Origin of the sequence: Arthrobacter sp. P2b (assembly GCF_900168295.1) — a bacterium.
Classification (GTDB): Bacteria; Actinomycetota; Actinomycetes; order Actinomycetales; family Micrococcaceae; genus Arthrobacter.
In genome coordinates, this window is the sequence record NZ_FVZL01000025.1 from 16,941 (window position 1) to 42,492 (window position 25,552).

Consider the following 25,552-nt stretch of genomic DNA (forward strand, 5'->3'; position numbering starts at 1 on the left):
CTGTGCGTGCTTTCACTCCGCGTTGCGGTATTTCACAGAATGAAACTATATTGCGTACAGAGAAATAGTGACAGCAGACACACCTGCTGTCAAGCGCAAGGAACTTACATAGAATGAAAGAATGGCGATGACGACATCAACGGAACCCGCGGCTGAGGAGGGCCCCAAGGCCTCCAACATGCGCTCCCTCTCCAGGGCCCTGGAGGTTTTCGCGGAACTCCAGCGGGCCGAGCGCCCGCAGCGCCTCAGTGATCTTGCCAAGACCTGCGGCATGAGCCTCCCGACAACCCTGAGAATCCTGCGCGTGCTTCAGGATTTCGGCATGGTCAGCCAGACGGACAAGTCCTACCGGATTGGGCCGGCCGTGCTGCCGGCCGCGAGGAGTTTCCTGGAAAACGATCCACTCGTGGTCGCGGCCCGTCCCATCCTGCAGCAGGTTGCCTCGCAGACCGGACTGACGGCGTCGCTGTACACGCGGCTGGGTTTCGAGCGCATCCTGGTGGCACGCGTGGATGGCGAAGCGCCCCTGCGTTATGACCTTCCGCTGGGCAAGCGCCTGCCCCTCACACTGGGGGCCGCGGGCAAGATCCTGCTGGCTTTATTGTCCGATGACGAGCTTCAGCAGGTGGTACGGGCGGCTGTTGCGGCAGGCCAGGAGGACCCGGACCTCACGGCAGCCGAGCTTCGCTCAAGGCTGCCGGAGCCCGGGGCCGAGTACGCGTACTCCGCTGATGAGCGCGCCACGGGAGTGCTCTCGGTGGCGGTTGCCGTGCCCAACAGGACAGGGCGGCCCCCGAGCGAGTCGATTTCGCTGACCAGTCCCGTCGAGGCAGCCAGCGAAGCAACACTGAAGGCCGGAGTTCCGGAACTGCGGCGTGCCGCAAGCCGGCTTTCCGAGCTGCTCGAGGGTTCGGTGTACTGAGCGGCAAGATCATGGGCACCGAACGCCTGCTGAAAGCGTCTCGATGGTGGTTTCCGCGCAGCCGGGCGTTCAAACTGTCGGAGGCCCAGCCTAGACTTTCTGGCATGAGCGAAAACAAGGAAACCATCGGCAGCTCTACGCCTGAACCGGACGCAGGCCTCAACCGGGACCCGGAAGATTGGGTGACGGGAGATGAACCCATGACCGCGGCGCAGCGGAGCTACCTGGACACCCTGGCGCGGGAGGCCGGGGAAGAGCTCCCGGCGGACCTCAGCAAAGCGGAAGCGTCCAAGCACATCGACAGGCTGCAGCAGCGCAGCGGCCGTGTAACCGGAAACGGGCCCGGCAGCTAGCAGCGCCGGACCCGTCTCAAGGAAAAGGTGGCTACCAGGCCTGGTGTTCGCGCGTCAGGCCGAAGGGGACCGTCTCGCTCAGGGCCACCGTGAACTTGTCCGCGCCGTGCCGCGTTACAAGGATGCCGTGGCGCTTCTCAGCGAGGGCGTGGGCCTTGGCGGCGGTGACAGCGGCGTCGAGCTCGCTGTCCATGCTTGCGCGGTCTGCGACGGTCAAGGTCAGAGGAAAATTGGCGGTCATGGGTCTAGCCTTAGTGTTTTAGGGGTGGGACAAACGCCGTTCCGCTCCCCCAAGCTACCGACGCGGCAGGGCATCTTACTGCCCAGTTCATAATGCCCTAGCATGGCCCCGCCAGCAACTTGAAAAATCAAGTAATAAAGAAGCGCAGGTCAGCGGCGTGCGCTCCTGTCAGCGGGCACAGCAATTACGGGCCCCGAGGGGTGGTCACTTAGAGTTGATGGGGAGTGGAAGCTGTTTTTAAACGCCTCCAATGCCCCGGAGAAGCCTCCCGGCATGACCCGTGCACCACTGCGCAACGACCTGTCTGTGCAACGACCTGACAAGGATTCCGCCATTTCCACCGACGCTTTCTTCGGCAATCTCACCCGGATCCGCAACGTCATCCTCCCGGCACCGGTACGCGACCGGCTGAACACCGGCCGCGGCCTCCTGGGCGGGTTCATCGTGGTGCACCTTGTTTTCCTGGTCTTCGCCGCCTCGCACTCCCTCCGCGGTGAGGCGTTCAGCGATACCTTCATCTACCGCGACTGGGCCATGGCCGGCTTCGACGACGCCAACCTCACCGGCGGCCCCAGCCCCTGGGTCTACCCCATCCTCGCGCTCATCCCCATGGCCATCGCCGGCATCGCCGGGCCCGGACCGTTCTTCTTCCTCTGGGTCCTGATGACCAGCCTCCTCAACGGCTGGGCCTTGCTCAAACTGACCGAACGCGGCCGCACCAAAGAGGCCATCCCCGCTGGCTGGTGGTGGCTTGTCTTCACCTTCATGATGGGCTGGCTGGGTTTCGCCCGGGTGGACGGCCTCACCGCCCCGCTGGTGCTGGTGGCCCTCGCCTACGGCGTGCACCGTCCCTTCATCGCGTCCGTCCTGCTGGCCATCGGCACCTGGGTGAAGGTCTGGCCGGCCGCCGTGATGCTGGCCCTGTTCGCCGTGCTGAAGAACAGGCTCCAGGTGGTGCTGGCAGGAATCGCGACGACGGCGGGCGTCGTTGCGCTTGCCGCGGCGGTGGGCAGTGTCCCCAAGCTGCTGAACTTCCTCACCCAGCAGGGTGACCGCGGCATGCAGCTCGAAGCCACCTTCACCACCCCGTGGCTTTGGCTGTCCGTCCTGAACATCGGTGATTCGCGGATGTACATGAACACGGACATCAACTCCATGCAGGTGGACGGCCCCGGTACCGCGGTGATGTCCGTCCTCATGCAGCCCCTCCTGGTCCTCGCCGCACTCCTGGTGGCCGGCCTGACGTTCTGGGCCCTGCATAACGGAAAAGCCAGCGGCGGCGTGGACCGCACCGAACTCCTCCTGGCCGGCGCCCTCACGCTTGCCACGGCATTTGTGGTCTTCAACAAGGTGGGCTCCCCGCAGTTCATGGTGTGGCTCGCCCCCGCCGTCGCGGTCGGACTGGCGCACAGCTGGCGGGAGTGGCGCGTCCCGGCCGCCATGCTGATCGTCATCGCCGTCGCAACGTACTTCATCTACCCGCTGTTCTACGACGCCCTTAGCCACAACAACCCGTGGATGGCCCTGGTGCTGACCATCAGGAACGTCCTCCTGGTGGTCCTGTTCCTCTGGAGCGTCCGCCGGCTGTATTCGCTGGGCAAGAAGACACCGGCGGCAACCCCCGCGCTCAAGGAGTCCTGACATTTCCACGAGGTTCTTTGACCGCCTGGTCAGCATCCGCAGCAGGGTCCTTCCCGCAAAGGTGGTGGACTGGTTCGCCCGCCCTTCCAGCGTGTGGTGGGGCTTCGCCGTCGTCCATCTCTACTTCCTGGGCTGGATGGCGTCCTTCTTCCTGCACGGCGATACTTTCAGCGACACCGAGCAGTACCGCCAGTGGGCCATGGACGGCTACAACCCCGCGGACCTCGACGGCAAAATCAGCCCCTGGGTCTACCCCGTCCTGGCGCAGATCCCCATCTTCCTCGCGAACATCGCAGGGCCAAGCCTCTACCTCCTGGTCTGGTTCCTGCTCATCGCAGCCCTCAACGCCGTCGGGCTTTCCTACCTCACCCGCGGACGGCGGAAGGCCAGCGGAATCGCTCCGGCCTGGTGGTGGCTCTTTTTCACCGTTTTTATGGGCTACCTCAGCTTCGCCCGCGTGGAAGGCATCACCGCCCCCATCGTGCTGATCGCGCTGCTCTACGCGGCGGAGCGGCCCGTGGTGGCGGGCATCCTGCTGAGCATGGCCACGTGGATCAAGGTCTGGCCGGCGGCCGTGCTGGCACCCATCGTGATCGCCAGCCACAAACGGATCCAGGTTGTCCTGTCCGGCGTCGCCGTCACGGCCGTCGTGGCCCTGGGGACCTGGCTTTCCGGCGGCCTGCCCCACATCATGGACTTCCTCACCAACCAAGGCGAGCGCGGCATGCAGCTGGAGGCCACCTTCTCCACGCCGTGGGTCTGGCTGAGCGTCTTCAACCTTGCCGGCTCCAAAATGGCGGACAACACGGCCATCAACTCCACGGAGGTGTACGGCCCGGGAGCCGGCACAGCGGCGTTCCTGATGCAGCCGCTGCTCATCCTCGCCGCAGTGGGGGCCGCCATCCTGCTGGTCCGCGCCATGAAGCGCGGCGCCGAACGTGAGGAACTGTTCCTTGAGGGTTCCCTCATGATGGTCACCGCGTTCATCGTCTTCAACAAGGTGGGCTCGCCGCAGTTCATCATCTGGCTTGCGCCGGTGATCATTGCTGGCCTCACGCACGACTGGGAGCGCTGGAAGGTGCCGGCAGCCCTGCTGATGGGCATCGCCATGACCACCTTCGTGATCTATCCGCTGTTCTACACGCCGCTCATCCATGCGCACCCCGTGATGGCGGCCATCCTGACCACCCGAAACGTGCTCCTGGTGGTGCTGCTCTGGTGGTCCGTGAAGCGGACGGCCGAGCTCGGCCGGAAGACGCCGTCGCCGGTGACCGCGGGTGCGTAGCTAGCGGTTGCCCGCGTTCTGCAGGCCGTGCCGCCGCTCCAGGACCCAGCGCCAGCCGCGCTTCGCCAGGTCCAGCGGCCTGCCCTCGATCAGCAGCTTCCGTGTATGCACATCGAGGAATAGAAGGTAGAACGTGAAGGCAAGGGCCGTCACGAACGCCAGGGACGACGCATCAATGGGCAGCTCCACGAAGGACCACACGGAGAGCTGGTCCTGCGCGCCGAACACCACAAAGAACGTGACGCCCACGTACAGGGACCGGATCTGCCAGTCGTCCCGGATCCCGGTAACGGCCAGGAACGGCAGGAACCACAGGATGTACCAGGGCTGGATTATGGGCGAGAGCATCACGACGGCGGTGAACGCCAGCGCCATCCGGCGCACCGCCCGTGAATAGTCGCCGCGGAACATCAGCAGCAGCACCAGCGCGATGGCGGCCCACTTCATGCCGGTCCGCAGCCAGGTGGCGAGTGTTCCGCCCGGGAGGCCCAGCGCGTTGGCGAGCATTTCCACCTGTTGGCCGAGGAAGCCTGAGGGCGAATAGCCTGTGTAGCCGGGGGTGGGGTCCATGATGGCCCAGGTCCAGCCGATCCCCAGGTTGTAGGGGATACCGCTCAGGAGCAGCACGCCGAAGCTGATGCCCGCCGTCGCGCCCCACATCAGGAACTTGCGCGGCCACGACGCGGAGGCACCTGCCCACATCACCCCGATGAACGGCAGCAGCAGCACGGTGATCGGCTTGATGCCGATGGACGCGGTGACCAGGAGGATGCCCAGCAGGTAGCGGCGCGTGGCGGCGAAGTAGGCGCCGGCCACGGCGAGGCCCACCATCAGGGCATCGTTGTGGGCGCTGGCGATGAAGCTGATCAGGAACAACGGATTGGCAACGGCGATCCACAGCGCCCGCGCGCCATTGATGCCGTGCAGCTCCGCAAGCTTGGGCACGTAGATAACGCACAGCAGCACGCCGACGCCGGCCAGCAGGCGGAAGAGCAGGACGGACACGTCCGGCTGGGCTCCGGTCAGCCCCACCACGCCGCGTGCCAGCCACAGGAAGTACGGGCCGTACGGCGTCCGGTTTTCCGCCCAGGCCGGATCGGCACCGAGGGCAAACCAGTTGTTGAGCGTGGAGATGCCCACCTCGTAGGGATTCTGGCCCTCCATCACCAGCCGGCCCTGCCCCGTGTACGCGTACACGTCCCGGGAGAACACTGGCACGCAGAAGAGCAGTGGCAGGGACCAGGCAGAGATGGCGATCACCACGGAACGCAGCGAATTTTTTCCCCAGTCCGCAAGCCGTTGCCCCAGCCGCAGCCAGGACCGCATCAGAACCATGGCGCCAACGGTCAGCAGGATGGTGGAGACGGTGACGCCCCAGCCTTCGGTGCGGAGCGCGATGACCACCGGCTGGCGGATCATGGGTGAACCGTTGGCTATCCAGCCGGTTCCGATGGAACCGACAAACATCATGAGGGAGCCAACAAAACCCTCAATGGTGGCGAGGTAGGCGTGGCCTTTTGCCGGGCCGGAGGCCTTGACGGGCGCGCCAGGCCTGCTCTCCGAAGTCCCGAGGTGTGACCCGCCTGCCGTCATGATGTCGTCTGGTCCCCTACTTCGAATACGGCGCTGGTTGGACCAGCATGAAGGCCGCCCTGCAACCCGGCCATTTTATCAGCCGCCTCTCGTGCAGCCCCGGTCCATATCCCCCTTGCAGGCCACAGTTTGACAACGGGGTCCGGCCGGCTGCGGGAGGGTGGTGGCCGGTTACGTCAGCCGGTCGCTGCGGGCAGTCCGGTTCCTGCCCAGTGACTTGGCCCTGTACAGAGCGGCGTCGGCCGAGGCGATGAGCTCCTCCACGTCGGGGGTGCGGGAATCGTAGAGGGAGATCCCGTAACTGGCGGTGGGCATCTCTATCCCGTCCACCGTGGGGGCCGACGCCAGGCGCCGGCTGATTTCCTCGGCGATCAATTCGGCCCGTTCCGCGCTGGCCCCCGGGACAAGGAGGACGAACTCTTCCCCGCCGTACCGCCCCACCAGGTCCGTGGACCGGACGGTGGCGGTGCAGGCGTCCGCGAAGGACCGCAGGGCAAAGTCCCCGGCGGCATGCCCGTAGGTATCGTTGACCACTTTGAAGTGGTCAAGGTCGGCCAGGATCAGCGCCCCGGAGCCCTTGGTGATGTCATGGTCCGTCAGCTGCTCGGCAGCGAGGTCCAGGAAGGCTTTCCGGTTGAGCAGCCCGGTCAGGTCGTCACGGGACGCCACCACCCGGAGGGCACGGGTCTGCTGTTCGCTGCTCAGGGCGGCCATGCTGAAGGAAACCACCACCAGCAGGACCATGGTCACCAGGGTGGTCACCGCGGAACCGAAAACTGTCACGAAGGTGGGCCCGTGCTGGCCTTCCGCCAGGAAAACCAGCCAGCGGAAGAAGTAAAAGACAGCCAACCCGCCAGCCGCCACCGCCATGGGAACCCTGACGCGTGAATAGCCGGGTTCAAGACGCCACAGCTCCCGCGACGCCAGGCCGATGGAAAGGGTCATGGCGGCCAGGAACACCGGGCCGCCGGACCACGTGTTGGTGGCCGGGTTGTCCAGGACGGAGGCAATCAGCGTGACCAAGGGGATGCCCGTAAACGCCCACTTCGGCGGCGGCACCGTTCGCAGCGAGCGGGCGCCTGACCAGACCGCCACGCCGCCGTGCACCAGCAGCACGTTCCCGAGCGGGTTGGCCCAGATCTGGTGGGGAGTGCCGTCGAGCAGGAAAAATCCTGAGCCGGCCAAGAAAAACACCAGCGCCAGGCACCACCAGCCGCTGTACGGCGAGCGCGTGACCCGGTAGGCGGAAAAGTAGAAGAGGACAACCAGCACCAGCGCCATCAGGCCGAATGCGATCCGGAGGGTCGCCGTGTCCAGAGCCATGTTTCCGAAGTCCCCCAAACGCCCGAAATGCTGCCTGCCCCCCAGTATCGCACCGCACTCCCCCAGGCAGCAGCAGAACCCGCACCATGAGAAATACGCGACGGACCACCTAGGGTGGTTCATAAGCATGCGTACCATCAGCATACGGACTACCCGAAAGGCCGGCCATGTTCCTTCTCTTTGGCTTCAAGACGGTACAGAAAGCACTTCAGGGCAAGGCAGCGAGCTGCCAGTACTGCCGCTCGTTCGTCCACCACCACCTTGAAGAGCGGGCCACCAAGTTCACCCTGTTCTTCATTCCGGTGCTCACCACGTCCCGGAAGTACCTCATCACCTGCAGCAACTGCGGGTACGTCTCATCCATTTCCGCCCGCCAGAAGAGGGCACTGGAGCTGCAGGGCTGACAACCGCGCGCACTGGATCCGGCTTTTCTTCCCGGGGGTCTGGCCCCCGGCGGAGGCCGCGGCTAGAGTAGGTCCCGTCCCCCTGCCGTGGCTTGGCAGAGTACGGGACCCCGAGGGAATGGAGGTGGTTTTGATGACTGCGATTGCCGCGCGCCGCGAGCGCCCTGCACCCATCAACCAGACCATTTCCCTCGACTGCACCGGCCCCGCCTGACAATTTCCCGGCGGCGTTCCTCAGCCTGGTTCCGCCAGAGCTTCCTGGTGCATCGGGGACCTTCCCGAGGTAACCACAGTGAATACTTCTTCAGGCAACGCCCTGGACAGCACCACAACCAACAATCCTTTACGCACTGAAGGACCGTCCGGCTACGGGTACACAGCCGCGGTGGCCCACCATTTTGATGCCCACCCCATGCCGGAAGCGAGCGGCCGGGGGCGCGTGGTCCGGGTAGACCGGAACCTGCTGCTGGTGGCCGTGGACGGCGAACTCCTGCACCTGCCCTACCCGCTGACCGGCGAGGCTGCCGTGACCGGCGACTGGGTGTGGATCGGGCCCAACCGCGCCGGGGAGCGCCAGGTCCTGGGCGTCCTGCCCCGCCGGTCTGAGCTCAGCCGCAAGCGGGCGTTTGAGGACTCCTCCGCCGCGCAAGTACTGGCCGCCAACATGGACATGGTGGGCGTGGTGGTGCCGGTGGACCGGCCGCTCACGCACAACCGGCTGGAGCGGACCCTCGTTGCCGCGTGGGACTCCGGCGCCACTCCCCTGGTGATCATCACCAAGGCGGACCTCGCCGAGGTGGCGGACGACGTCGTCGGGAAAGTCATCCTGCAGGCCGCGGGCGTGGAGGTGGTCACCACCTCGGCGGAAAGCGGCGACGGCATCGACGAACTGCTGGGCCACATCCCGCCCGGCGGGACCATCGTGCTCCTGGGCCCTTCGGGGGCGGGCAAGTCGACACTCATCAACGCGATGGTGGGGCACGAGGTCCAGCACACGGGTGCGGTGCGCTCCGGTGACTTCAAGGGCAAGCACACCACCACGTCCCGGGAACTGGTGCCGCTGCCCAACGGCACGGTCCTCATGGACACCCCGGGGGTGCGGGGCTTCGGGCTGTTCGACGCCGAGGACGGCCTGGGCGAGATGTTCGCGGATGTGGAGGACCTGGCCGCGAACTGCCGGTTCGCGGACTGCTCCCACCAGGGCGAACCGGGCTGCGCAGTCCGGGACGCCATCGCGGACGGGAGGCTTACCGATCGGCGCTGGCACAGCTACCTCAAGCTGCAACGGGAATTGGCAGCCCTCGCCCGGCGGAGCGATGTGGCAGCCCAGCGCGCCTACCAGCGGGAGTGGCACCAGAAGGTGGTGGCGGCCGGGAAGTCGCAGCGCTGGGCCGAGCGCGGCATGGCCGAACGGCAGGAACGCTCCGGCGGCAAGGACCGGAAACGGCGCTGACCGCTCCGCGGCGCCCTGCGGACTGCAGGGCGCCGCGGACTGCGGTCCCTGCTACGCCTTTTCAACCCACTGGGACCGCCATTCAGGCGCCTCGAAGGCCTCACTCCAGTACGCCGTTTCCCTGGCAATGCGGCCGTCGCGAAATTCAAAGATGAACACCGTCTCGTACTGCGGTCCGCCGTAATCCAGCAGCGCTTCGGCGATCACCAGGTTTCCACCACTGAGCATCCGCCGCGGCGTGATGGTGGGCAACTGCGGGAAGGCGTTGTAGATTCCCCTGCGGTTCTCCGCGCCCCGAACAACTTCCCCGGACTGCGGCCAGTGCATCACCGCATCGTCATGGAACAGCTCGTCCATGACCTCAACGTGGCGGTTATTGAGGCATGCAATCAGCCGATTGACCACGTTCTCATTGAAGCTTGTTTCTGCCACGGCCTGGACCTGATTCCTGGAGGATTTTCAACTGATGCGTTGCATTGTCCTCTTCACGCCTGCCCTGCACCACGGGCCATGTCCGCCAGGGTGGTCTAAAGTTCCCGTGCCGGCTCTTCCGGCAGGGCACCCTCGTCCTCCGGGTGCCGCTTCAGGTTGAGCAGCGCCAGTGCGAGCCCGCCCCAGACGGTCACGATCGCAATGATCATCATGGTGATGGCGATGGGTGTCACAGCGCTGCCTCCTTTGCGTCTTCCTCCACCAGGGCGTCATACTCGGGATCGTCATGCGCCTTGGACCTGCGGCTCCAGGGGATGAAGGTCAGCACCAGCGCCACCAGCACAAGCGCCCCGGACATACCCCAGCCAAACACGCCCACAAACCACTCCGGATACCCCTCGTAGGTGGTGGAGATCTTGCTGATGAACTCGTTAGCCACCATGTAGATCAACGCCAGGGGCACAACAGCTGCCACCAGCACCATCCACGTCCCGCGCATCTTGACAGTGGAGATCCGGTTCAGGTGGGCGGACAGCAGCGGGAGCTTGCGCAGGAACCAGGCAAGCACCACTACTGTGACCAAGGCGCCGAGGGTGATCCCGAAGCTGTTGACGAACGCGTCGGAGGTGTCCAGCAGGTACAGGCCGGTCGAGGTCGGAAAGAATGCCAGCGAAACGGCGGCCACCAGGATGCTGACCACCAGGGAGGCCTTGACCCGGCCCCAGCCGAGCTTGTCCTGCACGGCGGCCACGATGACTTCGAGCACGGAAATCAGGGACGTGATTCCCGCGAAGACCAGTGATCCGAAGAACAGCACGCCCATGACCGCTCCAAAGGGCGCCTGCGACACGATAGTGGGGAAGGCGACGAAGGCCAGGCCGATTCCCTGGGTGACCACGTCGTTCACTCCGGTCCCCGCCGCCTGGGCCATAAAACCAAGGGCGGCAAAGACACCGATGCCTGCCAGGATCTCGAATCCGGAATTGGAGAACGCAACCACCATTCCTGAGCCGGTGAGGTCCGTCCTGCGCTTCAGGTAGGACGAATAGGTGACCATGATCCCGTAGCCCACTGAGAGCGAGAAGAAGATGTGCCCGTAGGCTGCTGCCCACACTCCCGGGTCGGCGAGCGCGGACCAGTCGGGAGTGAAGAAAGCGTTGAGGCCTTCGGCTGCCCCTGGAAGAAACAGCGCCTGGATCACCAGGAGGACGAACATCACCACCAGCAGCGGCAGCAGGACGGCGTTTGCACGGGAAATGCCCTTGCGGATCCCGGCAACCATGATGAGGATGACCGCCGCCCAGATCAGCAGCAGCGGAAAGAACACTGACGGGACGAACTCGAATCCGAGGCCCGGCGCCTCGGCGACTGCCAGGAAGTTGCCGAAGAAGAAGCCTTCGGCGTCATCACCCCAAGCCTCCGTGAAAGAAAAGATGGTGTACATCAGTGCCCACGCGATGATCACCGCGTAGTACGCCGCGATCACGAAACAGACCAGCACCTGCCACCAGCCCAGCGGCTCCGCCGCACGGTGTAGCCGCCGGTAGGCCAGCGGGGCGGAACCGCGGAATTTGTGCCCAACGGCGTAGTCCAGGAAGAGCAGCGGAATGCCGGCAGACAACAGCGCCACCAGGTAGGGGATCAGGAACGCGCCGCCGCCGTTGTCGTAGGCAATGTACGGGAAGCGCCAGATGTTGCCGAGGCCCACGGCGGAACCGATAGCGGACAGGATGAAGAGCCGGCGGGAGGAGAAGGTTTCGCGTTTGACCGGTGTGTCCGGGCTGGCCGGGGAGGAAGTGCTCATGCGGTGCTCTCTCAGCTGGCGTTGGAGGTGAGTTCACGGACTACTTCCGGACTTTACTGCTGCCCGCCACCTCGCGGAACCCCTGCTTTGCCGCAGTCCGGATTCGATGGACCGTGGGCGGCCTTGGGCCGGCCGGAGTAGGGTTCCGTCATGGACATCATCCTGGTTCCCGGCTTCTGGTTGGACGCTTCCTCCTGGGAGGAGGTGACGCCGGCGCTCGAGGCCGCAGGACACCGCACGCATCCCCTGACTCTGCCGGGGCTTGAAAGCGTGGACGCCGACCGTGCCGGGATCGGCCTTCACCAGCACGTTGTTGCCGTCACGGCTGCGGTGGACGCCATCGAGGGAAAGGTGGTCCTGGTGGGACACTCGGGCGGCGGCGCCATCATCCACGCCGTGGTGGACGCCCGGCCAAACAAGGTGGAACGGGCCATCTACGTGGACAGCGGCCCCCTTGGCGAGGGCGGGGTCATCAATGATGAACTGCCGGCCGACGGGGACGACGTCCCGCTGCCGTCGTGGGAAGGGTTCGAGGACGCCGACCTGGTGGACCTCGATGACCGGCTCCGCGACGCATTCCGGGCGCGTGCCATTCCGCAGCCCAAAGGCGTTGCCTACGACCAGCAGCACCTCCACGACGAACGCCGCTACGAGGTGCCGGTCACCATCATCGCGTGCGAGTTCCCCTCCGCCATGCTTCAGGAATGGATCGCGGCCGGCCACCCGTTTGTTGCCGAACTGGCCCGCGTCCGCGATGTGGAATACGTGGACCTGCCAACCGGCCACTGGCCCCAGTTCACCAAGCCTTCGGAACTGGCCCGGGCCATCCTGGCGGCGGTGGAGCGGACAACGGCCAGCTAGATTGAACGGACCACCTGCCGAGGAGTCCATATGCCGCGCCCCCGATCCCCGCTCCTTTCCGTCGACGCCATCGTTGGCGCCGCCCTCTCCCTGGTGGACGCCACCGGCGACTTCAGCTTTCCCAAAGTGGCAAGGGAACTCGGGGTCAGCCAGGCGTCCCTGTACAACTACATCGACAACCGCGAACACATCATCGAGCTGATGCGGGGACGCGTTTTTTCCGCCCGGGACCCCCTCGATACCCAGTACCTGCCCTGGGACGAGGCGCTCCGGATCCTCGCCCACAAATACCGCGACTGCCTGGTGGACCACCCCCGGCTGGTGCCGCTGCTCGTGACCCAGACCGTGCAGGACCTCGGTGTAATGCGCATCTACGAGGACATGGCCATCGTCCTGGGCAAGGCCGGCCTGGCAACCCCTGCGATCGTCCCCGCCATCACCGCGCTGGACTACCTGGTCCTTGGTTCGGCGCTGGAACTCACTGCCCCGGACGTCGTCTGGTCTCCCCCGCCGGGGCAGTTCCCGGCACTGTCCGGGGCCATTGCCGACCTCGGGTCCCCGGCGGAACGTTCGGACACCGCGTTTTCCTTCGGACTCGAGACACTGCTGGCCGGGATTAGGGCGGTCACAAAAGCAAGTTTCTGAAAGGCTTTCACAAAAACCCTTGTGCTGGCGGCCAGGCATCTTCATAATAAATGAAGGCCATTCATTTTGTGACGGCCTTCACTCCATCCCAGCAAGGAGAAGCCCATGTCCCCGGACGATAACCACACAGGGCGCGTTCCCCTCACCGCCACCAGGGCGGTTTCCGTATTCGGCATCAGTGTTGTTGGCTTCATGACCGCCAACCTGGTGCCCGTCATGATCGTCGCCCTGACCGGAGAACTAGGCTTTTCCGATACAGAGGCGGGCACGCTGATGACCGGCTCGCTGCTCGCCTGCGCCGTCGCCTGCCTGCTCACCTCCAAGTGGGCTGCCGCGAACGGGCGGTACACCGTGGCCCGCGCCGGACTCGTCCTGACGGCGGCAGGCTTCGGCGCTGTCGCGTTCATCCCGTCCGTACCCGTCGTCGTCGCTGGCGTCCTGATTGGCGGCCTTGGAGCGGGCGGCGCTGTTTCGGCAGGCGGCGCCGCGCTCGGCGCCCTCCGCAACCCTGACCGCGCTTCCGGCATCAGCGGCTTTGCCAACCGCGCCATCGTTTCGGTGGTCCTGTTCATCATTCCCGCGCTGGGCGCAGGCATGGGCAGCGCCTTCGGCCTGCTCGCGGGCCTCGCCCTGGCCGCCCTCTTCACCACCGCCTGGCTCCCGGACCGTCCCGTCAGTTCCGACGCCGCGCCGCTGGCAGCCTCCGCACCGGCCAAAAATTCAAAGCCCACCACCCTGGTGGGCATCGGCCTGCTGGCCTGCTTCGCCCTCTGGGCACTCAGCGAGGACTCCCTGTGGGCCGTTGCGGCCACCATGGGAGCCGACCAGGCGCAGCTCGACGAGACCGGCATGGGCCTGGTCCTGAGCCTCTCCACCCTGGGCGGACTGCTCGCCTCCGGGCTGGTGGGACTCGCCGGGCGCAGGCTCGGACGGACCGCACCGCTGGCCGTGGCACTCATTGCCGGAGCCGCACTCAAGATGCTTTCCGGAACCGTGACGGAGCCCAACCTGTACATCGCAGTCATCATCGCCTGGAACACCATCTACATCCTGGCCTTCATCTATATCGTGGCAACCGCCGCCGCCCTGGACGCCTCCGGCCGCTGGTCCGCGCCGGTGCTCGGCGTCTACCTGATCGGATCCTCCTTCGCGCCATTCTTCGGAACCTTCGTTTCCACTGCCGCAGGGTACGACGTCCTCGGCTATGTCCTGGCCGGGATGACCCTGGTCCTGATGGTTCCTCTGCTCCTCATCTCCCGGATCTCCGTCCGGACCGAAGAAGCCGCCGCCGCGCCGCCGTCGGACATCAACAAAGCAGCCATCGCCTGATGACCCGCCCCTTCCTGAAAGAAAGCACTCCCTTGCCTGCACGCACGCTCTACACCAACGCCACCGTCTTCACCGCCGACGGCTCCCTTGCGGAGGCCTTCGTGGTGGAGGGCACCCGGTTCCTCTACGTCGGCAATGCAGCCGATGCCCGGAAAGCCGCCGGCGAAAAAGCCGTTGAAGTGGACCTTGCCAGCGGCTTTGTCCTGCCCGGCTTCATCGATGCCCACACGCACCTGCTGATGATGGGCCAGGCCCTGAAGAAGGTCCCCCTCCGCGAGCCCGCGGATCCAAAAGATCTGCAGCGCCGCCTCCGCGAAGCCGCTGCCGCCGGCGATGCGCCCCGGATCCTGGGCGCAGGATGGCTTTACAGTTCCCTGGACGGCCAGCACCCCACCCGGGAGCTGCTGGACGAAGCCGTGCCGGACCGTCCCGTCTACCTCGATGCCAACGACCTGCACTCGGTCTGGGTCAACAGCGCAGCCCTGGCCGAACTGGGGATCGATGACAATACTCCGGACCCCATCGGCGGCCGGATCGGCCGCGACCCGGCCACCGGGAAGGCCGACGGCATGCTGTACGAGACCGCAGTCCAGCAGATCGTCTGGCCCGCCCTGGCCGGCTACCTCACGGACGAGGACCGCGACGCCCAGCTGGAAGAGGCCTTCGCGAACTACCTTGCCGTGGGTGTCACCGGGGCAGTGGACATGGCCGTGCAGGACGATGACCTTGCCGCCTTCCGCCGCGCCATGGAACGCCGCGGCGGCACCCTGCCCATCAGGGTCAAGGGACACCTCCTGGTGGAGCGCCACGAGTCCGAGGCCGACAACCTGGCGCAGGTGGCGAAGGCAGCATGGCTCACCGCCGAGCTCGACGGCGGGTGGCTGCAGATCTGCGGCATCAAGCTGATGGTGGACGGCGTCATTGACAGCTGCACCGCCGCGATGAAGGAACCGTACGCCGACGGCAGCACCTGCGAACCCATCTGGGACCGGGAATCCCTGACCCCCGTGGTGGCAGCAGCGGACGCCGCGGGCCTAATGATAGCCCTGCACGCCATCGGTGACGAGGCGTCCGACATCGCGCTGGACGCCCTCGAGGAGGCGTACCTCCGGAACGGTCCGCGGGACCGGAGGCACCGCATTGAGCACCTGGAAACGGTCACCGAGGCCAACGTGAAGCGGCTGGCCGCCCTCGGGGTGGTGGCCTCCATGCAGCCGGTCCACGCGGACCCGGCCATCCAGGACAACTGGCGGAACGTCCTTGGCGACCACCGCATCGAGCGGGCTTTTCCCTGGACGGAATTCACGGCAGCCGGCGCAACCCTTGCATTCAGCACCGATGCACCCACTGCCCCGCACCAGCCGCTGCCCAACATGTACGTCGCCTCCACCCGGCGTTCGGCACTGGACTCCACCCTTGAAGCGAACCTGCCGGACTATGCCATGGAGCTTGCTGACGCGTTGTGCCATGCCACGCGCGACGCCGCCTTCTCCTGCAGGGCCGAGGAGCAGCAGGGCCGGATCGCGGCCGGCTACCTTGCCGACTTCACCGTCCTGGACACCAACCCGCTCCAGGCAGACCCCTCACAACTGCTCACCAACCACGCCCGGCTCACCGTAGTGGGCGGCACAACAGCGTACGACGCCGGCACGGCCGCAGCGTCCCGCCGCACCGCAGCCGCATAAAGCGCAGCCGGAAACAACCAGAAAGAACATAGGAAGACAGATGAAACCAGCCCCCGCCCCCGCAGAGGCCGCAACGGCTTTCGATCCGGCTGCCACCGGCTCCATGCCTGCCGAATGGGAAGCCCATGACGGCACCTGGATGGCTTTTCCGCCGCCTAACGAAACCTTCGGCGAAGTGGGCAGCCCCACGCTCGACCGCGCCCGGGCCGTCTGGACTAACGTAGCCCGCACCATCGCCCGCTACGAGCCGGTCACCGTCCTGGCCGATCCGCGCGATGCCACCGCCGCACGGGAGTGGCTGGGTGACGGGATCACCGTGGTGGAAGTCCCGCTGGACGACGCCTGGCTGCGTGACAGTGGACCCACGTTCATCCACCGGCCGGACGGCTCGCTGGCCGCCGTCGACTGGATCTTCAACGGCTGGGGTGCGCAGGAGTGGGCCGCCTGGGGCAATGACCAGGAGGTGGCCCGGGCAGTATCGGCGGAGGCCGGGGTTCCGGTGCGGCCCAGTTCACTGGTCAATGAAGGCGGCGGCTTCCATGTGGACGGCGAGGGCACCGTCCTGCTCACCGAGACGGTCCAGCTGGATCCAGGACGCAACCCCAGAGCCACCAAAGAGTCGGTTGAAGCAGAAATCCACGCAGCCCTGGGCACCACCAAGGCCATCTGGCTGCCGCGGGGCCTGACGAGGGACTACGACGAGTTCGGAACACGCGGGCACGTTGACATCGTGGCCGCCTTCGCCGGCCCGGGCACCGTCCTGCTGCACCGCCAGGATGACCCCGCCCACCCGGACTATGAGGTCTACCTCGAACTCCGCTCCGTACTTGTCGGCGAGGTGGATGCCAAGGGCCATCCCCTGCGGATCATCGACGTCCCCGCACCCACCGTCCTGCAGGACGAGGAAGGCTTCGTGGACTGGTCCTACATCAACCACTACGTGGCGAACAACGCGGTGGTGCTGTGCGCTTTCGACGACCCCAACGACGCCATCGCCGCCGGCATCCTGGAACGCGCCTATCCGGGACGGACCGTAGAGCTGGTGGACGCCCGCGACATCTTCGCCTTCGGCGGCGGCATCCACTGCATCACCCAGCAGCAGCCCGCGCCCGCACCGAAGGGAGCTCCGGCGTGAGCCCGTTCAATATCGTGGAAGCAGGCATCGCCCAGCTTCGTGCAGCCCTTGAGGCAGGTGAGGTGACCAGCGAGGAGCTGGTGCGCCTCTACCTGCAGCGGGTCGAGAAGTATGACTCATCAGGCATATGCCTGAACGCGCTTGTGGTGATGAACCCGGAAGCGCTGGCCGAAGCCAGGGCATCGGATGAGCGCCGGGCCAGGGGCGGCATCCTGGGACCGCTGGACGGCATCCCGTACACGGCCAAGGACAGCTACCAGGTAAAGGGCCTGACGGTCGCCGCCGGGTCCCCCGCCTTCAAGGACCTCGTGGCGCAGAAGGACGCCTTCACCATCGAACGGCTGCGGGCCGGAGGCGCTGTCCTCATCGGACTGACCAACATGCCGCCCATGGCCAACGGCGGCATGCAGCGCGGGGTATACGGCCGGGCGGAAAGCCCCTACAACGCGGACTACCTCACGGCCGCCTTCGCCTCAGGGTCCTCGAACGGGTCCGGAACAGCCACCGCGGCCAGCTTCGCAGCCTTCGGCCTCGCGGAGGAAACCTGGTCATCCGGCCGTGCGCCGGCGTCGAACAATGCCCTCTGCGCCTACACCCCGTCACGGGGCGTGATCTCCGTCCGCGGCAACTGGCCGCTGGTCCCCACCATGGACGTGGTGGTTCCGCACACCCGGACGATGGACGACATGCTGGAAGTCCTGGACGTGGTGGTGGCGGACGACGCCGAAACCCGCGGCGACTTCTGGCGCGTCCAGCCCTGGGTCCCGCTCCCCAAGGCATCCGAAATCCGACCTGACTCCTACGTGGAACTGGCGGTTCCGGACCGGGCCGCGGCTGTCCGCGTGCTGGCCGGCAAACGCGTGGGTGTTCCGCGGATGTATATCAACGCGGACCCGGATGCCGGCACGGCAAGCAGTCCCGGCATCGGCGGACCCACCGGGCAGCGCATCCAGACGCGCGACTCCATCATCGGGCTGTGGAACGCGGCAAGGCAGGACCTTGAAGCCGCCGGCGCAGAGGTCATCGAGGTGGATTTCCCGGTGGTCTCGAACTACGAAGGCGACCGTCCCGGCGCGCCCACCATCGCCACCCGCGGCCTGGTCCCGCCGGAGTACTTGCGCCGCGAAATCGTGGACCTGTCAGCCTGGGCATGGAACGACTTCCTCGACGCCAACGGGGATCCGCACCTCAGCAGCCTGGCCGACGTCGACGGCGCCGCGATCTTCCCCGCGCCGGACGGATCGCTGCCGGACCGCTATCACGGGTTCGACGACGACATCAGCGACTATCCCGCCTGGATCCGGAGGGAGGGGGTTCCGTCTCTGACGGACATCCCGCATCTCAATGCCGGGCTCAACGGACTTGAAGAAACCCGCCGCGTGGACCTCGAAGAGTGGATGGACGGCCTGGGCCTGGACGCTGTTGTGTTCCCGGCGGTAGCCGATGTGGCACCCGCCGACGCCGACCGCAACGAGGCATCCGCCGACCTCGCGTGGCGCAACGGGGTATGGGTGGCGAACGGGAACCTGGTTCCCCGTCACCTGGGCATCCCCACCGTCACCGTTCCCCTGGGAATGGCAGCGGACATCGCCATGCCCGTGGGCCTCACCCTGGCCGGCAGGGCCTACAGCGATACCGATCTGCTGCAGCTGGCCGCAGCCTTTGAGGCCACCGGCACGCGCCGTGTCCCGCCGCCCCGCACCACGTCCCCGGAAGAGGCTGAAGAGGCCTGACGGCGGCTGCGCAAGAGGCTACGCTGGTGGCAGTGACTTTCATATCCTGCCTGTGACCCACAGCCTTCCGCAGTTCCCGTCGCTCCCCAGCGGAGCGGTGATTCCGCGTGCCCAGGAGGGGAACCCGACCACGGGTTCCCCTCCTCCCCGCACCAGCATCGGAACCACTTTCGGGAGACCCCATGAACGCCCACTCAACCCCCGGCACAGCTGCACCCATCCTCGAACAGGATGCGCTGCGCCCTGACTGCTCCAGCTGCTTCGCGCTCTGCTGCACCGCCTTCGGATTTACCCGCTCGGCCGACTTCGCCATCGACAAGCCGCCCGCCGCACCGTGCCCCAACCTGGCCACGGACTTTTCCTGCACCATCCATGACCGGCTCCTGCCCAGGGGCTTCCGCGGCTGTACTGTCTTTGACTGCTTCGGTGCCGGCCAGGCGGTCAGCCAGCGCCTGTTCAACGGCATCAGCTGGCTGGAGGCGCCGGAGTCCAAGCAGGCCATGTTCGCTTCCTTCAAAACCATGAAGCAGCTGCACGAAATGCTCTGGCACCTTGCCGAGGCTGAGGCACGGACATTCAGCCCGGACTTCGCGGACGAGGTCCACCGGCTGCGGTCCATCCTCCAGGCCGCGGCCGACGGCCCCGTGGAGGACCTGCTGGACCTTGACCTCGAGTCCCTCCATCAGCGCACCGGCGGGATATTGCGCGAGGTCAGCGAGGAGGTCCGGGCCGGCTATTTCGGCGGGGAAGACAGCACTGGCACAGGTCTGCGGCCCGGTGCAGACCTGGTAGGTGCCAACTTCCGCGGCGGGCAGTTGTGCGGGGCAGACCTCCGCGGCGCCTGCCTCATCGCCGCCGACCTGCGGGGCGCGGACCTCACGGGCGTGGACCTGCTGGGTGCCGACCTCCGCGATGCCAGGCTCGACGGCGCCGACCTCTCCGGCGCGCTCTTCCTCACCCAGGCGCAGGTCAATTCAGCCCGGGGCACCTGGGCCACGCGGCTGCCGCGCATGCTTTCCCGCCCCGGGCACTGGGCCAGGAAGGACGCGCCGGGCCCGGAGCAAAAGCACTAGCATGAGCGGCCAGTACCCTGCCGGGTACTGGCCGCTCCCTCACAAAACCCGACGAGAAACTACTGGTCAGAGGTACGTGATCCCGTTCCAGTCCCGGGCTCGCCTTGACAGCGCATTTGTTAGCGCTGACAGTAAGGGGAGCCAATTCGACCCCAAGCGGAAAGCCGACCGAATGAAGAACTGGGCAGGAAACCTTGAATACGCGTCAGCTGACGTCCGGCGGCCGGAGTCCGTGGCTGAGCTCGCCGAGGTGGTGGCCCGCTCATCGCGCGTGAAGGCGCTGGGCTCCCGGCACTCCTTCAACCGGGTGGGGGATACCGACGGCGTGCACATCCTGCTGGATGCCCTGCCGCAGCAGATCGACCTCGATTCAGCCAAGGGGACGGTCCGGGTCAGCGGCGGCGTGAGCTACGGTGCCCTGTGCCGCACCCTGGAGCAGTCCGGCGCAGCAATCCACAACCTTGCCTCGCTGCCACACATCTCGGTGGCCGGGGCAGTGCAGACCGGCACGCACGGCTCCGGCGTGGACAACCAGTCGCTGGCGGGCGCCGTCGAAGCCATCGAACTGGTGAGGCCCTCGGGCGAACAGGTGCGGTTGTCCCGCGCGGACGGGGACGAGTTCCTGGCAAGCGTGGTGGGCGTGGGTGCCCTGGGCATCGTCACCGGCCTGGAACTCGCAGTCCGCCCCAGCTTCCGGATGCGCCAGCGGGTTCTGGTCGATCTGCCGTGGGACCGTGCCCTGGAAAACTTCAATGACCTCGTGTCCGGCGCCTACAGCGTGAGCCTCTTTACCAACTACTCCGGGCAATCCATTAGCCAGGCCTGGTTCAAGGCATTGGATGAAGAGCCCGCGCTGGCGGACCTGTTCGGCGCCACCGCCGCCCTCACTCCCCGGCATCCGCTGCCGGACATGTCAGCCGAGAACTGCACGCTCCAGATGGACGAGCCCGGCCTGTGGCTCGACCGACTGCCGCACTTCCGCCACGAGTTCACCCCGAGCAAGGGCGAGGAGCTGCAAAGTGAGTTCATCCTGCCGCTGGAGCACGCGCCGGCCGCAATAGAGGCCGTGCGCAGCATCGCCGACAGGCTGGCGCCCCTGCTGTTCGTTTCAGAGATCCGCACGGGCGCCGCGGACGAGTTCTGGCTCAGCCCCTTCTACCGGCAGCAGAGCGTGGCGCTGCACTTCACGTGGAAGCCGCTGCAGCCGGACGTCGAGGCCGTCCTGCCGGAGCTCGAGGACCTGCTGCGGCCCTTCGGCGCCAGGCCACACTGGGGGAAGCTGTTCTCACCGGAGGGCCACGACTGGGAGCAGCTCTATCCCCGCTTCGCAGCCTTCCGTTCCCTCGCGTCGGCCCACGATCCCGACGGCAAATTCCGCAACGCGCTGCTGGACAGCATCCTGGGCGTACCCGCCTCCAGCGCCCGCTGAGCCGTTCACCCGCGCCGGTCCCCCGGCGCACCAAGGGTTAGGCTGGACAGATGAAACGCCGCCTTGCCGCCCTGTCCGCCGTCCCCCTGATGCTGCTGCTTGCCGGCTGCGGTGCCGTGGAGGAAGCAGCAAGCAACGCAGCAAGCGATGCTGCGTCCAAAGTCGCCACCGCTGCCGCCGACGAAGTGAAGCGGCAAATCTGTACCGTCATCGATGATGGCCTGGTCAGCGTGGAGGACAAGCAGGTGCTGGCAGGTTTGGTTTCCGCCGCCAGGACAGCGGGTGTCCCCACGGAAATCACGACGCCGTTGGGCGAGATTGCGGCGGCCGGAGACCAGGTGCCGGAAGGCTCGGTCAAGGCCTTGAGGGACGCCTGCTCGGCATAGGAACTGCCCCCGAAATTCCCTCTTTAGCCCCCTGCATCTTGGTGCTACGGTGAAATGACGAACTAGTAAGCCTGTGATACTAATCACGCGCGAAGGAGATCGTCATGGCTGAACGAGGCAACACCAAGCACAACTCCGAGCTGGATGACCAGATGCAGCACGAAACCCAAGGGGTGGTCCGCGGCAACCAGCCGGCACACGCGGAGGAATGGCGGGAGACCGAGCCGTTCCCGGACGACACGGATCCCAATGAGGTCCGCGAGGCCCTGAATCCCGTGGCATCACCGGACCCCCTCGACGATGAGGAGGGGGAACAGTGACCGGCAGCCTGAAGGAATACGCGGATCTGTACAAGCTGCCCGGCCCCTGGTGCACGGCCTACGTGGATGCCGGCACCGGGACAGTGGACACCCTCGAAGCGGCCGACGTCCGCCCAGGCAACGCACGCGCCCAGCTGGAGGCCCAGGGAGCGTCCGCTGCTGACCTTGACGCGGTGGAACAGTCACTCCAGCCCGAAGCCGGGATTCCCGCCCCGGTCTCAAGGTTCGTCCTGGTCCATCAGGGCAAGGCGGAGATCAATGAAGTCCTCGCGGGAGACCGGGTACTGCCGGAGCGGATTTCGGTGGACCCCATCCCTGACCTGTTACCGCTGGTGAAACACCGGCCCGAAGACCTTCCCTATGTTGTTGCGGAGGTCAGCCGGGAGCACGGCGAAATTAGGCTGTACCACGCAGGTGCCGGTGCTCCTGACAGCACCCGGGAAGTCCAGGGCGAAACCGAGCATCTGAGCAAGTTCCAGGGCGGGGGCTGGGCGCACCTGCGGTTCCAGCACCACACCGAGGATGTCTGGCGACGGAACGCGGACGAGGTTGCCGGTGAAATTGACCGGGTGGTGGCCGAGAGTGGTGCCCGGCTGATTGTCCTGGCCGGGGATATCCGGGCGCGCGGCCTGGTCCAGGAGCAGCTCTCGAAGGCCAGCCAGGACCTGGTATCGGTGGTTGACTCGCACACCCACACGCAGGGTGCCGATGACGCCCTCCTTGATGACCAGGTCAACCAGCGGGTCGCCGAACTCTGGGCAGCAGAGCAGCAGGAGGTCATGGACCGGCTGGCCATGCAGGAGGGGCAGGCCAACCCCGAGTCCGCCACCGGAATCGGCGCCGTTGTGCATGCGCTCCAGCAGGCACAGGTGGACGTGCTGATCCTGAATGACGCAGCCCTGACCGAGCGGACCCTGCTGGCCCTCGACTCAGAACCGTGGATCGCCACCGCCGAGGAAGAGTCCCTGGCGGCAAACGTCCTGGGCAAGGTTCCGGCACCTGCAGCACTGCTGCGGGCGGCCGCCCTGACGGATGCACGCGTGCTGTTGGTTCCCGGCCCTGTCCTGCCGGAGGGCGTGGACGTTGCCGCCCTGCTTCGCTGGCCCACGGGACCAGCCGCGCCTGCGTCGTCGTGAGCAACTTCGCTTCGCTTTGCCACGCGTGAAAGTTACTGATCGGAAGGTGAAATCGTGACTACAGCAAATGAAAACCCTGACGCCGTACCGGGAGTGATCATCCCGGAGGAGGACGCACTCCCCCAGCCCACCCGGACGGGCCATGGAAAAATGCCCGAAGATGTCGACGACGACGTTTATCAGGCGGCAGCCGAGCAGGAGCGGGTAGCAGCCGGCCTTGCCGACTACGCGCCTGGCGACGTTCCGCCGGCCACCGACCCACTGCCCCCGGAGGCATCAGAAGAGGCCGATCTCGCCCAGCGCGGCCTGCTCGGGGAAAATCAGGAAGGCCAGGGATAGACCCTCGAAACCGTGGTTGAGCCTATCGAAACCGAGCCGGGTTTCGACAGGCTCAACCATCGGCGTTTAACCACTGCGTTCTATTCAGGACTGGGAATCCTGGTCCCAGTCCTGATGCTGATCCGGTGCGCGCCGGCCGCCGCGGCCCGTGTGCTGACGGCGCACAGAACGGTGTTCGGGCGCCACAAACGGTACAACTTCAGGATCGTGGCCCGCCGGCAGCGCCTTGACGAATTTCGACAGTTCCTCCCGCAGCACCTTCCAGGCAATGCCGGGATCATCCGGATAGGCATTGATTTCGGCCGCCCGGGCGGCCTCGAGGGCTGCGTGCCCATGGTCTGTCAGCTCCACTTTCAATTGCCGGCGGTCTGCGGCGTGCCGGGTCCGGGTGATATGCCCCGAAGCTTCCAGCCGCGTGAGTACCCGGCCCAGCGTCTGGCTTTGGACGCGGACTGCTTCCGCCAACTGCTCCTGGTTCAGCGGTCCGGCAGCCAATCCTTCCAGGGCGATCACGGCAGCCCTCGTCAGGCCCAGGTGGGCCAACGCGTCATCCTGGCGCCGTTGAACCAGGCGCGCCGCCAGGGTGATGAGGCGGTAGCTGTTCCGGGCATCCGGATCGGGATTGCTGGTCATCGGCCGCGGCCTTCCTGTAGGTGGAAAAGTGCGGGGGTTGCCTCCGTTGCTACCTACCTACAATAAGCATGCTTAGCATCATATTCGCAAGTAGGCTTACTATCCATCGCCGCAACGGTGCCTGAACAGGGCGGACATCTTCACTTGCCCCTTGCGCATCAAAAGGAAAGTGTGCTTAGTATCTAATTAGTAACCTTGCTTACTAACCGCCAGCACTGCTGGTTCTTGATCGCCAGCTAACCCTTCATGGAAAGAGAGCCCGATGACAGAGAACCAATGGCCCCAGACCCCCAATACCGCTGCGACCGACCCGTTTGGCGCATCAGAGGTAGGACCTGACCAGAGCTTCACCACCTCCGCCGCCCCGGCTGGAACCGTTCCGGCTGGATCCGGAACGTCAAAGACCCAGGCGGCCAAGGAAGAAGCTTCGAACGTGGCCGGCCAGGCGGCATCGGCAGCCCAGGGTGTAGCCCAGACGGCAAAGGAAGAAGCGGCCAACGTTGCGTACGAGGCGAAGTCCAGCGCCCAGGACCTGCTGAACCAGGCGAAGTCCGGGCTGAGCAGCCAGGCAGGCACCCAGCAGCAGAAGGCGGCCGAGGGTATTCGCACCATTTCCAGCCAGTTGCAGAGCATGGCTAACGCTCCTGAGCAGCAGGGCGTGGCCAGCGACCTCATCCGGCAGGCCGCCAGCAGCACCGAGACCGTTGCCTCCTGGCTTGAAAACAAGCAGCCGGGCGACCTGCTCGGCGAGGTCCAGCGCTTCGCCCGCAACCGCCCGGGCACCTTCCTGCTCCTTGCAGCAGGAGCCGGCGTGCTGGCCGGCCGCCTGACCCGTGGCCTTGCCGCAGGCGCCACCGAGTCCCAATCCTCGGTCCAGGGCTCGCCCTCGCAGCGGTCCGTGCAGCCCGGGGTTGCTCCGCTACGGCAGGAGACCGTCTATGCCGCCGGCACTGACGACCTCTTCACGGAGCCGGTAGTGGGCTCCCGGACGCCGGTCTCCACCTCGACACTGCCCTCCGGCACTACGGAAGATACCCCCCTCCGCTTCGAGGATGACCCCTACCGCGATGAGGACGGCAGCTACCACGCTGCAGACGGCACGTACCGGTCAACGGAAGGACGCCAGCTGTGAGTAGTCAGATTCCGGAGATGCCCCCGAGTGAGGCGCATCAGAAGGCGGATAACGCGTCGCTGGGTGAGTTGCTGGGTGATGTGACCCGGGACCTGTCCACCCTGATGCGCCAGGAGGTGGAGCTTGCCAAGGCCGAAGCCAAGCAGTCTGCCACCAAGGCCGGGAAGGGTGCCGGGATGCTCGGCGGCGCCGGCGTGGCCGGACACTTCGTCCTGGTCTTCCTGTCCCTGGCGCTGATGTTCGCCCTGGGCGCCCTGATGCCGCT

The 25,552-nt window shown here is 66.1% G+C and carries 27 protein-coding genes; 20 read left to right on the plus strand and 7 right to left on the minus strand.

Annotation, left to right across the window (positions count from 1 at the left end; translation table 11 throughout):
- Positions 1–127 precede the first annotated feature (127 nt).
- Together B5520_RS21150 and B5520_RS21155 are read left to right on the plus strand one after the other, a co-directional pair.
- On the plus strand, positions 128–922 hold the full coding sequence (locus B5520_RS21150) for an IclR family transcriptional regulator (protein WP_079599038.1): 795 nt from the start codon (positions 128–130) through the stop codon (positions 920–922).
- 104 nt (positions 923–1,026) lie between these two features.
- Positions 1,027–1,275: a DUF3072 domain-containing protein gene (locus B5520_RS21155; RefSeq protein WP_079599039.1), complete on the plus strand. Its 249-nt coding sequence runs from the start codon at positions 1,027–1,029 to the stop codon at positions 1,273–1,275.
- A gap of 31 nt (positions 1,276–1,306) precedes the next feature.
- On the opposite strand, the gene B5520_RS21160 is transcribed toward B5520_RS21155, so the two are convergent.
- On the minus strand, positions 1,307–1,516 hold the full coding sequence (locus B5520_RS21160) for a hypothetical protein (RefSeq protein WP_079599040.1): 210 nt from the start codon (positions 1,514–1,516) through the stop codon (positions 1,307–1,309).
- A 273-nt stretch (positions 1,517–1,789) separates the two neighbouring features.
- Here B5520_RS21160 and B5520_RS21165 point away from each other — a divergent pair, with 273 nt between their 5' ends.
- Together B5520_RS21165 and B5520_RS21170 are read left to right on the plus strand one after the other, a co-directional pair.
- On the plus strand, positions 1,790–3,157 hold the full coding sequence (locus B5520_RS21165) for a glycosyltransferase family 87 protein (RefSeq protein WP_254865662.1): 1,368 nt from the start codon (positions 1,790–1,792) through the stop codon (positions 3,155–3,157).
- Positions 3,158–3,218: 61 nt separating this feature from the next.
- A complete protein-coding gene (locus B5520_RS21170) occupies positions 3,219–4,442 on the plus strand; it encodes a glycosyltransferase 87 family protein (RefSeq protein ID WP_176156947.1) in 1,224 nt (407 codons plus the stop codon).
- Here B5520_RS21170 and mptB read toward each other — a convergent pair whose 3' ends face one another.
- Positions 4,443–6,035, minus strand: coding sequence for a polyprenol phosphomannose-dependent alpha 1,6 mannosyltransferase MptB (mptB, locus tag B5520_RS21175; protein WP_079599042.1), 1,593 nt, complete (start codon positions 6,033–6,035; stop codon positions 4,443–4,445).
- 171 nt (positions 6,036–6,206) lie between these two features.
- Positions 6,207–7,358, minus strand: coding sequence for a GGDEF domain-containing protein (locus B5520_RS21180; protein ID WP_079599043.1), 1,152 nt, complete (start codon positions 7,356–7,358; stop codon positions 6,207–6,209).
- A gap of 167 nt (positions 7,359–7,525) precedes the next feature.
- Here B5520_RS21180 and B5520_RS21185 point away from each other — a divergent pair, with 167 nt between their 5' ends.
- Together B5520_RS21185 and rsgA are read left to right on the plus strand one after the other, a co-directional pair.
- Complete coding sequence (locus B5520_RS21185) at positions 7,526–7,762, plus strand: zinc-ribbon domain-containing protein (RefSeq protein WP_079599044.1); 237 nt, start codon at positions 7,526–7,528, stop codon at positions 7,760–7,762.
- 292 nt (positions 7,763–8,054) lie between these two features.
- Complete coding sequence (gene rsgA, locus B5520_RS21190) at positions 8,055–9,215, plus strand: ribosome small subunit-dependent GTPase A (protein WP_079599045.1); 1,161 nt, start codon at positions 8,055–8,057, stop codon at positions 9,213–9,215.
- Positions 9,216–9,266: 51 nt separating this feature from the next.
- Here rsgA and B5520_RS21195 read toward each other — a convergent pair whose 3' ends face one another.
- The 3 genes from B5520_RS21195 to B5520_RS21205 form a co-directional block, all read right to left on the minus strand.
- On the minus strand, positions 9,267–9,647 hold the full coding sequence (locus B5520_RS21195; protein WP_254865663.1) for a nuclear transport factor 2 family protein: 381 nt from the start codon (positions 9,645–9,647) through the stop codon (positions 9,267–9,269).
- 95 nt (positions 9,648–9,742) lie between these two features.
- Positions 9,743–9,880, minus strand: coding sequence for a methionine/alanine import family NSS transporter small subunit (locus B5520_RS21200; RefSeq protein WP_079599046.1), 138 nt, complete (start codon positions 9,878–9,880; stop codon positions 9,743–9,745).
- On the minus strand, positions 9,877–11,451 hold the full coding sequence (locus B5520_RS21205) for a sodium-dependent transporter (RefSeq protein ID WP_079599047.1): 1,575 nt from the start codon (positions 11,449–11,451) through the stop codon (positions 9,877–9,879). The genes B5520_RS21200 and B5520_RS21205 overlap by 4 nt, the downstream gene beginning before the upstream one ends.
- Before the next feature lie 150 nt (positions 11,452–11,601).
- Here B5520_RS21205 and B5520_RS21210 point away from each other — a divergent pair, with 150 nt between their 5' ends.
- The 12 genes from B5520_RS21210 to B5520_RS21265 all read left to right on the plus strand — a co-directional run bounded on the left by B5520_RS21210 (position 11,602) and on the right by B5520_RS21265 (position 23,522).
- The gene (locus B5520_RS21210; protein WP_079599048.1) at positions 11,602–12,312 is read left to right on the plus strand and encodes an alpha/beta fold hydrolase; all 711 of its coding nucleotides are present in this window, start codon (positions 11,602–11,604) and stop codon (positions 12,310–12,312) included.
- Between the two features lie 30 nt (positions 12,313–12,342).
- Positions 12,343–12,957 (plus strand): TetR/AcrR family transcriptional regulator, encoded by a 615-nt coding sequence (locus B5520_RS21215; RefSeq protein ID WP_079599049.1) that lies wholly within the window; start codon positions 12,343–12,345, stop codon positions 12,955–12,957.
- A 105-nt stretch (positions 12,958–13,062) separates the two neighbouring features.
- Positions 13,063–14,286, plus strand: a complete 1,224-nt coding sequence (locus B5520_RS21220; RefSeq protein ID WP_079599050.1) for an MFS transporter — start codon at positions 13,063–13,065, stop codon at positions 14,284–14,286.
- A 32-nt stretch (positions 14,287–14,318) separates the two neighbouring features.
- Positions 14,319–15,971 (plus strand): amidohydrolase, encoded by a 1,653-nt coding sequence (locus B5520_RS21225; protein ID WP_368483735.1) that lies wholly within the window; start codon positions 14,319–14,321, stop codon positions 15,969–15,971.
- A 40-nt stretch (positions 15,972–16,011) separates the two neighbouring features.
- Positions 16,012–17,106 carry an agmatine deiminase family protein gene (locus B5520_RS21230; protein ID WP_079599052.1) on the plus strand — a complete coding sequence of 365 codons (1,095 nt, stop codon included), beginning with the start codon at positions 16,012–16,014 and terminating at the stop codon, positions 17,104–17,106.
- On the plus strand, positions 17,103–18,839 hold the full coding sequence (locus tag B5520_RS21235) for an amidase (protein WP_079599053.1): 1,737 nt from the start codon (positions 17,103–17,105) through the stop codon (positions 18,837–18,839). Before B5520_RS21230 ends, B5520_RS21235 begins: the two co-directional genes overlap by 4 nt.
- A 182-nt stretch (positions 18,840–19,021) precedes the next feature.
- Positions 19,022–19,912, plus strand: coding sequence for a pentapeptide repeat-containing protein (locus tag B5520_RS21240; RefSeq protein WP_079599054.1), 891 nt, complete (start codon positions 19,022–19,024; stop codon positions 19,910–19,912).
- A gap of 172 nt (positions 19,913–20,084) precedes the next feature.
- A complete protein-coding gene (locus B5520_RS21245) occupies positions 20,085–21,341 on the plus strand; it encodes a D-arabinono-1,4-lactone oxidase (RefSeq protein ID WP_079599055.1) in 1,257 nt (418 codons plus the stop codon).
- A 50-nt stretch (positions 21,342–21,391) separates the two neighbouring features.
- Positions 21,392–21,727 (plus strand): hypothetical protein, encoded by a 336-nt coding sequence (locus B5520_RS21250; protein WP_079599056.1) that lies wholly within the window; start codon positions 21,392–21,394, stop codon positions 21,725–21,727.
- 104 nt (positions 21,728–21,831) lie between these two features.
- Positions 21,832–22,047, plus strand: coding sequence for a hypothetical protein (locus tag B5520_RS21255; RefSeq protein ID WP_079599057.1), 216 nt, complete (start codon positions 21,832–21,834; stop codon positions 22,045–22,047).
- On the plus strand, positions 22,044–23,183 hold the full coding sequence (locus tag B5520_RS21260; RefSeq protein WP_079599058.1) for a baeRF2 domain-containing protein: 1,140 nt from the start codon (positions 22,044–22,046) through the stop codon (positions 23,181–23,183). The genes B5520_RS21255 and B5520_RS21260 overlap by 4 nt, the downstream gene beginning before the upstream one ends.
- Before the next feature lie 54 nt (positions 23,184–23,237).
- Positions 23,238–23,522, plus strand: a complete 285-nt coding sequence (locus B5520_RS21265; protein ID WP_079599059.1) for a hypothetical protein — start codon at positions 23,238–23,240, stop codon at positions 23,520–23,522.
- Positions 23,523–23,606: 84 nt separating this feature from the next.
- Here the strand turns inward: B5520_RS21265 and B5520_RS21270 are convergent, their stop codons facing one another.
- On the minus strand, positions 23,607–24,155 hold the full coding sequence (locus B5520_RS21270) for a MarR family winged helix-turn-helix transcriptional regulator (RefSeq protein WP_079599060.1): 549 nt from the start codon (positions 24,153–24,155) through the stop codon (positions 23,607–23,609).
- Positions 24,156–24,417: 262 nt separating this feature from the next.
- Here B5520_RS21270 and B5520_RS21275 point away from each other — a divergent pair, with 262 nt between their 5' ends.
- Together B5520_RS21275 and B5520_RS21280 are read left to right on the plus strand one after the other, a co-directional pair.
- The gene (locus tag B5520_RS21275; RefSeq protein WP_079599061.1) at positions 24,418–25,287 is read left to right on the plus strand and encodes a hypothetical protein; all 870 of its coding nucleotides are present in this window, start codon (positions 24,418–24,420) and stop codon (positions 25,285–25,287) included.
- 17 nt (positions 25,288–25,304) lie between these two features.
- Positions 25,305–25,552: phage holin family protein (locus tag B5520_RS21280; protein WP_139386289.1), on the plus strand; the 248-nt coding region annotated here is incomplete at its 3' end.

What these genes read in the sequence shown, in the direction of transcription:
- B5520_RS21150 (WP_079599038.1), top strand. Translation starts at nt 128, where the DNA reads ATGACGACATCAACGGAACCCGCGGCTGAGGAGGGCCCCAAGGCCTCC.
- B5520_RS21155 (WP_079599039.1), top strand. Translation starts at nt 1,027, where the DNA reads ATGAGCGAAAACAAGGAAACCATCGGCAGCTCTACGCCTGAACCGGAC.
- B5520_RS21160 (WP_079599040.1), bottom strand. Translation starts at nt 1,516, where the DNA reads ATGACCGCCAATTTTCCTCTGACCTTGACCGTCGCAGACCGCGCAAGC.
- B5520_RS21165 (WP_254865662.1), top strand. Translation starts at nt 1,790, where the DNA reads ATGACCCGTGCACCACTGCGCAACGACCTGTCTGTGCAACGACCTGAC.
- mptB (WP_079599042.1), bottom strand. Translation starts at nt 6,035, where the DNA reads ATGACGGCAGGCGGGTCACACCTCGGGACTTCGGAGAGCAGGCCTGGC.
- B5520_RS21180 (WP_079599043.1), bottom strand. Translation starts at nt 7,358, where the DNA reads ATGGCTCTGGACACGGCGACCCTCCGGATCGCATTCGGCCTGATGGCG.
- B5520_RS21185 (WP_079599044.1), top strand. Translation starts at nt 7,526, where the DNA reads ATGTTCCTTCTCTTTGGCTTCAAGACGGTACAGAAAGCACTTCAGGGC.
- B5520_RS21205 (WP_079599047.1), bottom strand. Translation starts at nt 11,451, where the DNA reads ATGAGCACTTCCTCCCCGGCCAGCCCGGACACACCGGTCAAACGCGAA.
- B5520_RS21210 (WP_079599048.1), top strand. Translation starts at nt 11,602, where the DNA reads ATGGACATCATCCTGGTTCCCGGCTTCTGGTTGGACGCTTCCTCCTGG.
- B5520_RS21215 (WP_079599049.1), top strand. Translation starts at nt 12,343, where the DNA reads ATGCCGCGCCCCCGATCCCCGCTCCTTTCCGTCGACGCCATCGTTGGC.
- B5520_RS21220 (WP_079599050.1), top strand. Translation starts at nt 13,063, where the DNA reads ATGTCCCCGGACGATAACCACACAGGGCGCGTTCCCCTCACCGCCACC.
- B5520_RS21230 (WP_079599052.1), top strand. Translation starts at nt 16,012, where the DNA reads ATGAAACCAGCCCCCGCCCCCGCAGAGGCCGCAACGGCTTTCGATCCG.
- B5520_RS21240 (WP_079599054.1), top strand. Translation starts at nt 19,022, where the DNA reads ATGAACGCCCACTCAACCCCCGGCACAGCTGCACCCATCCTCGAACAG.
- B5520_RS21245 (WP_079599055.1), top strand. Translation starts at nt 20,085, where the DNA reads ATGAAGAACTGGGCAGGAAACCTTGAATACGCGTCAGCTGACGTCCGG.
- B5520_RS21250 (WP_079599056.1), top strand. Translation starts at nt 21,392, where the DNA reads ATGAAACGCCGCCTTGCCGCCCTGTCCGCCGTCCCCCTGATGCTGCTG.
- B5520_RS21255 (WP_079599057.1), top strand. Translation starts at nt 21,832, where the DNA reads ATGGCTGAACGAGGCAACACCAAGCACAACTCCGAGCTGGATGACCAG.
- B5520_RS21270 (WP_079599060.1), bottom strand. Translation starts at nt 24,155, where the DNA reads ATGACCAGCAATCCCGATCCGGATGCCCGGAACAGCTACCGCCTCATC.
- B5520_RS21275 (WP_079599061.1), top strand. Translation starts at nt 24,418, where the DNA reads ATGACAGAGAACCAATGGCCCCAGACCCCCAATACCGCTGCGACCGAC.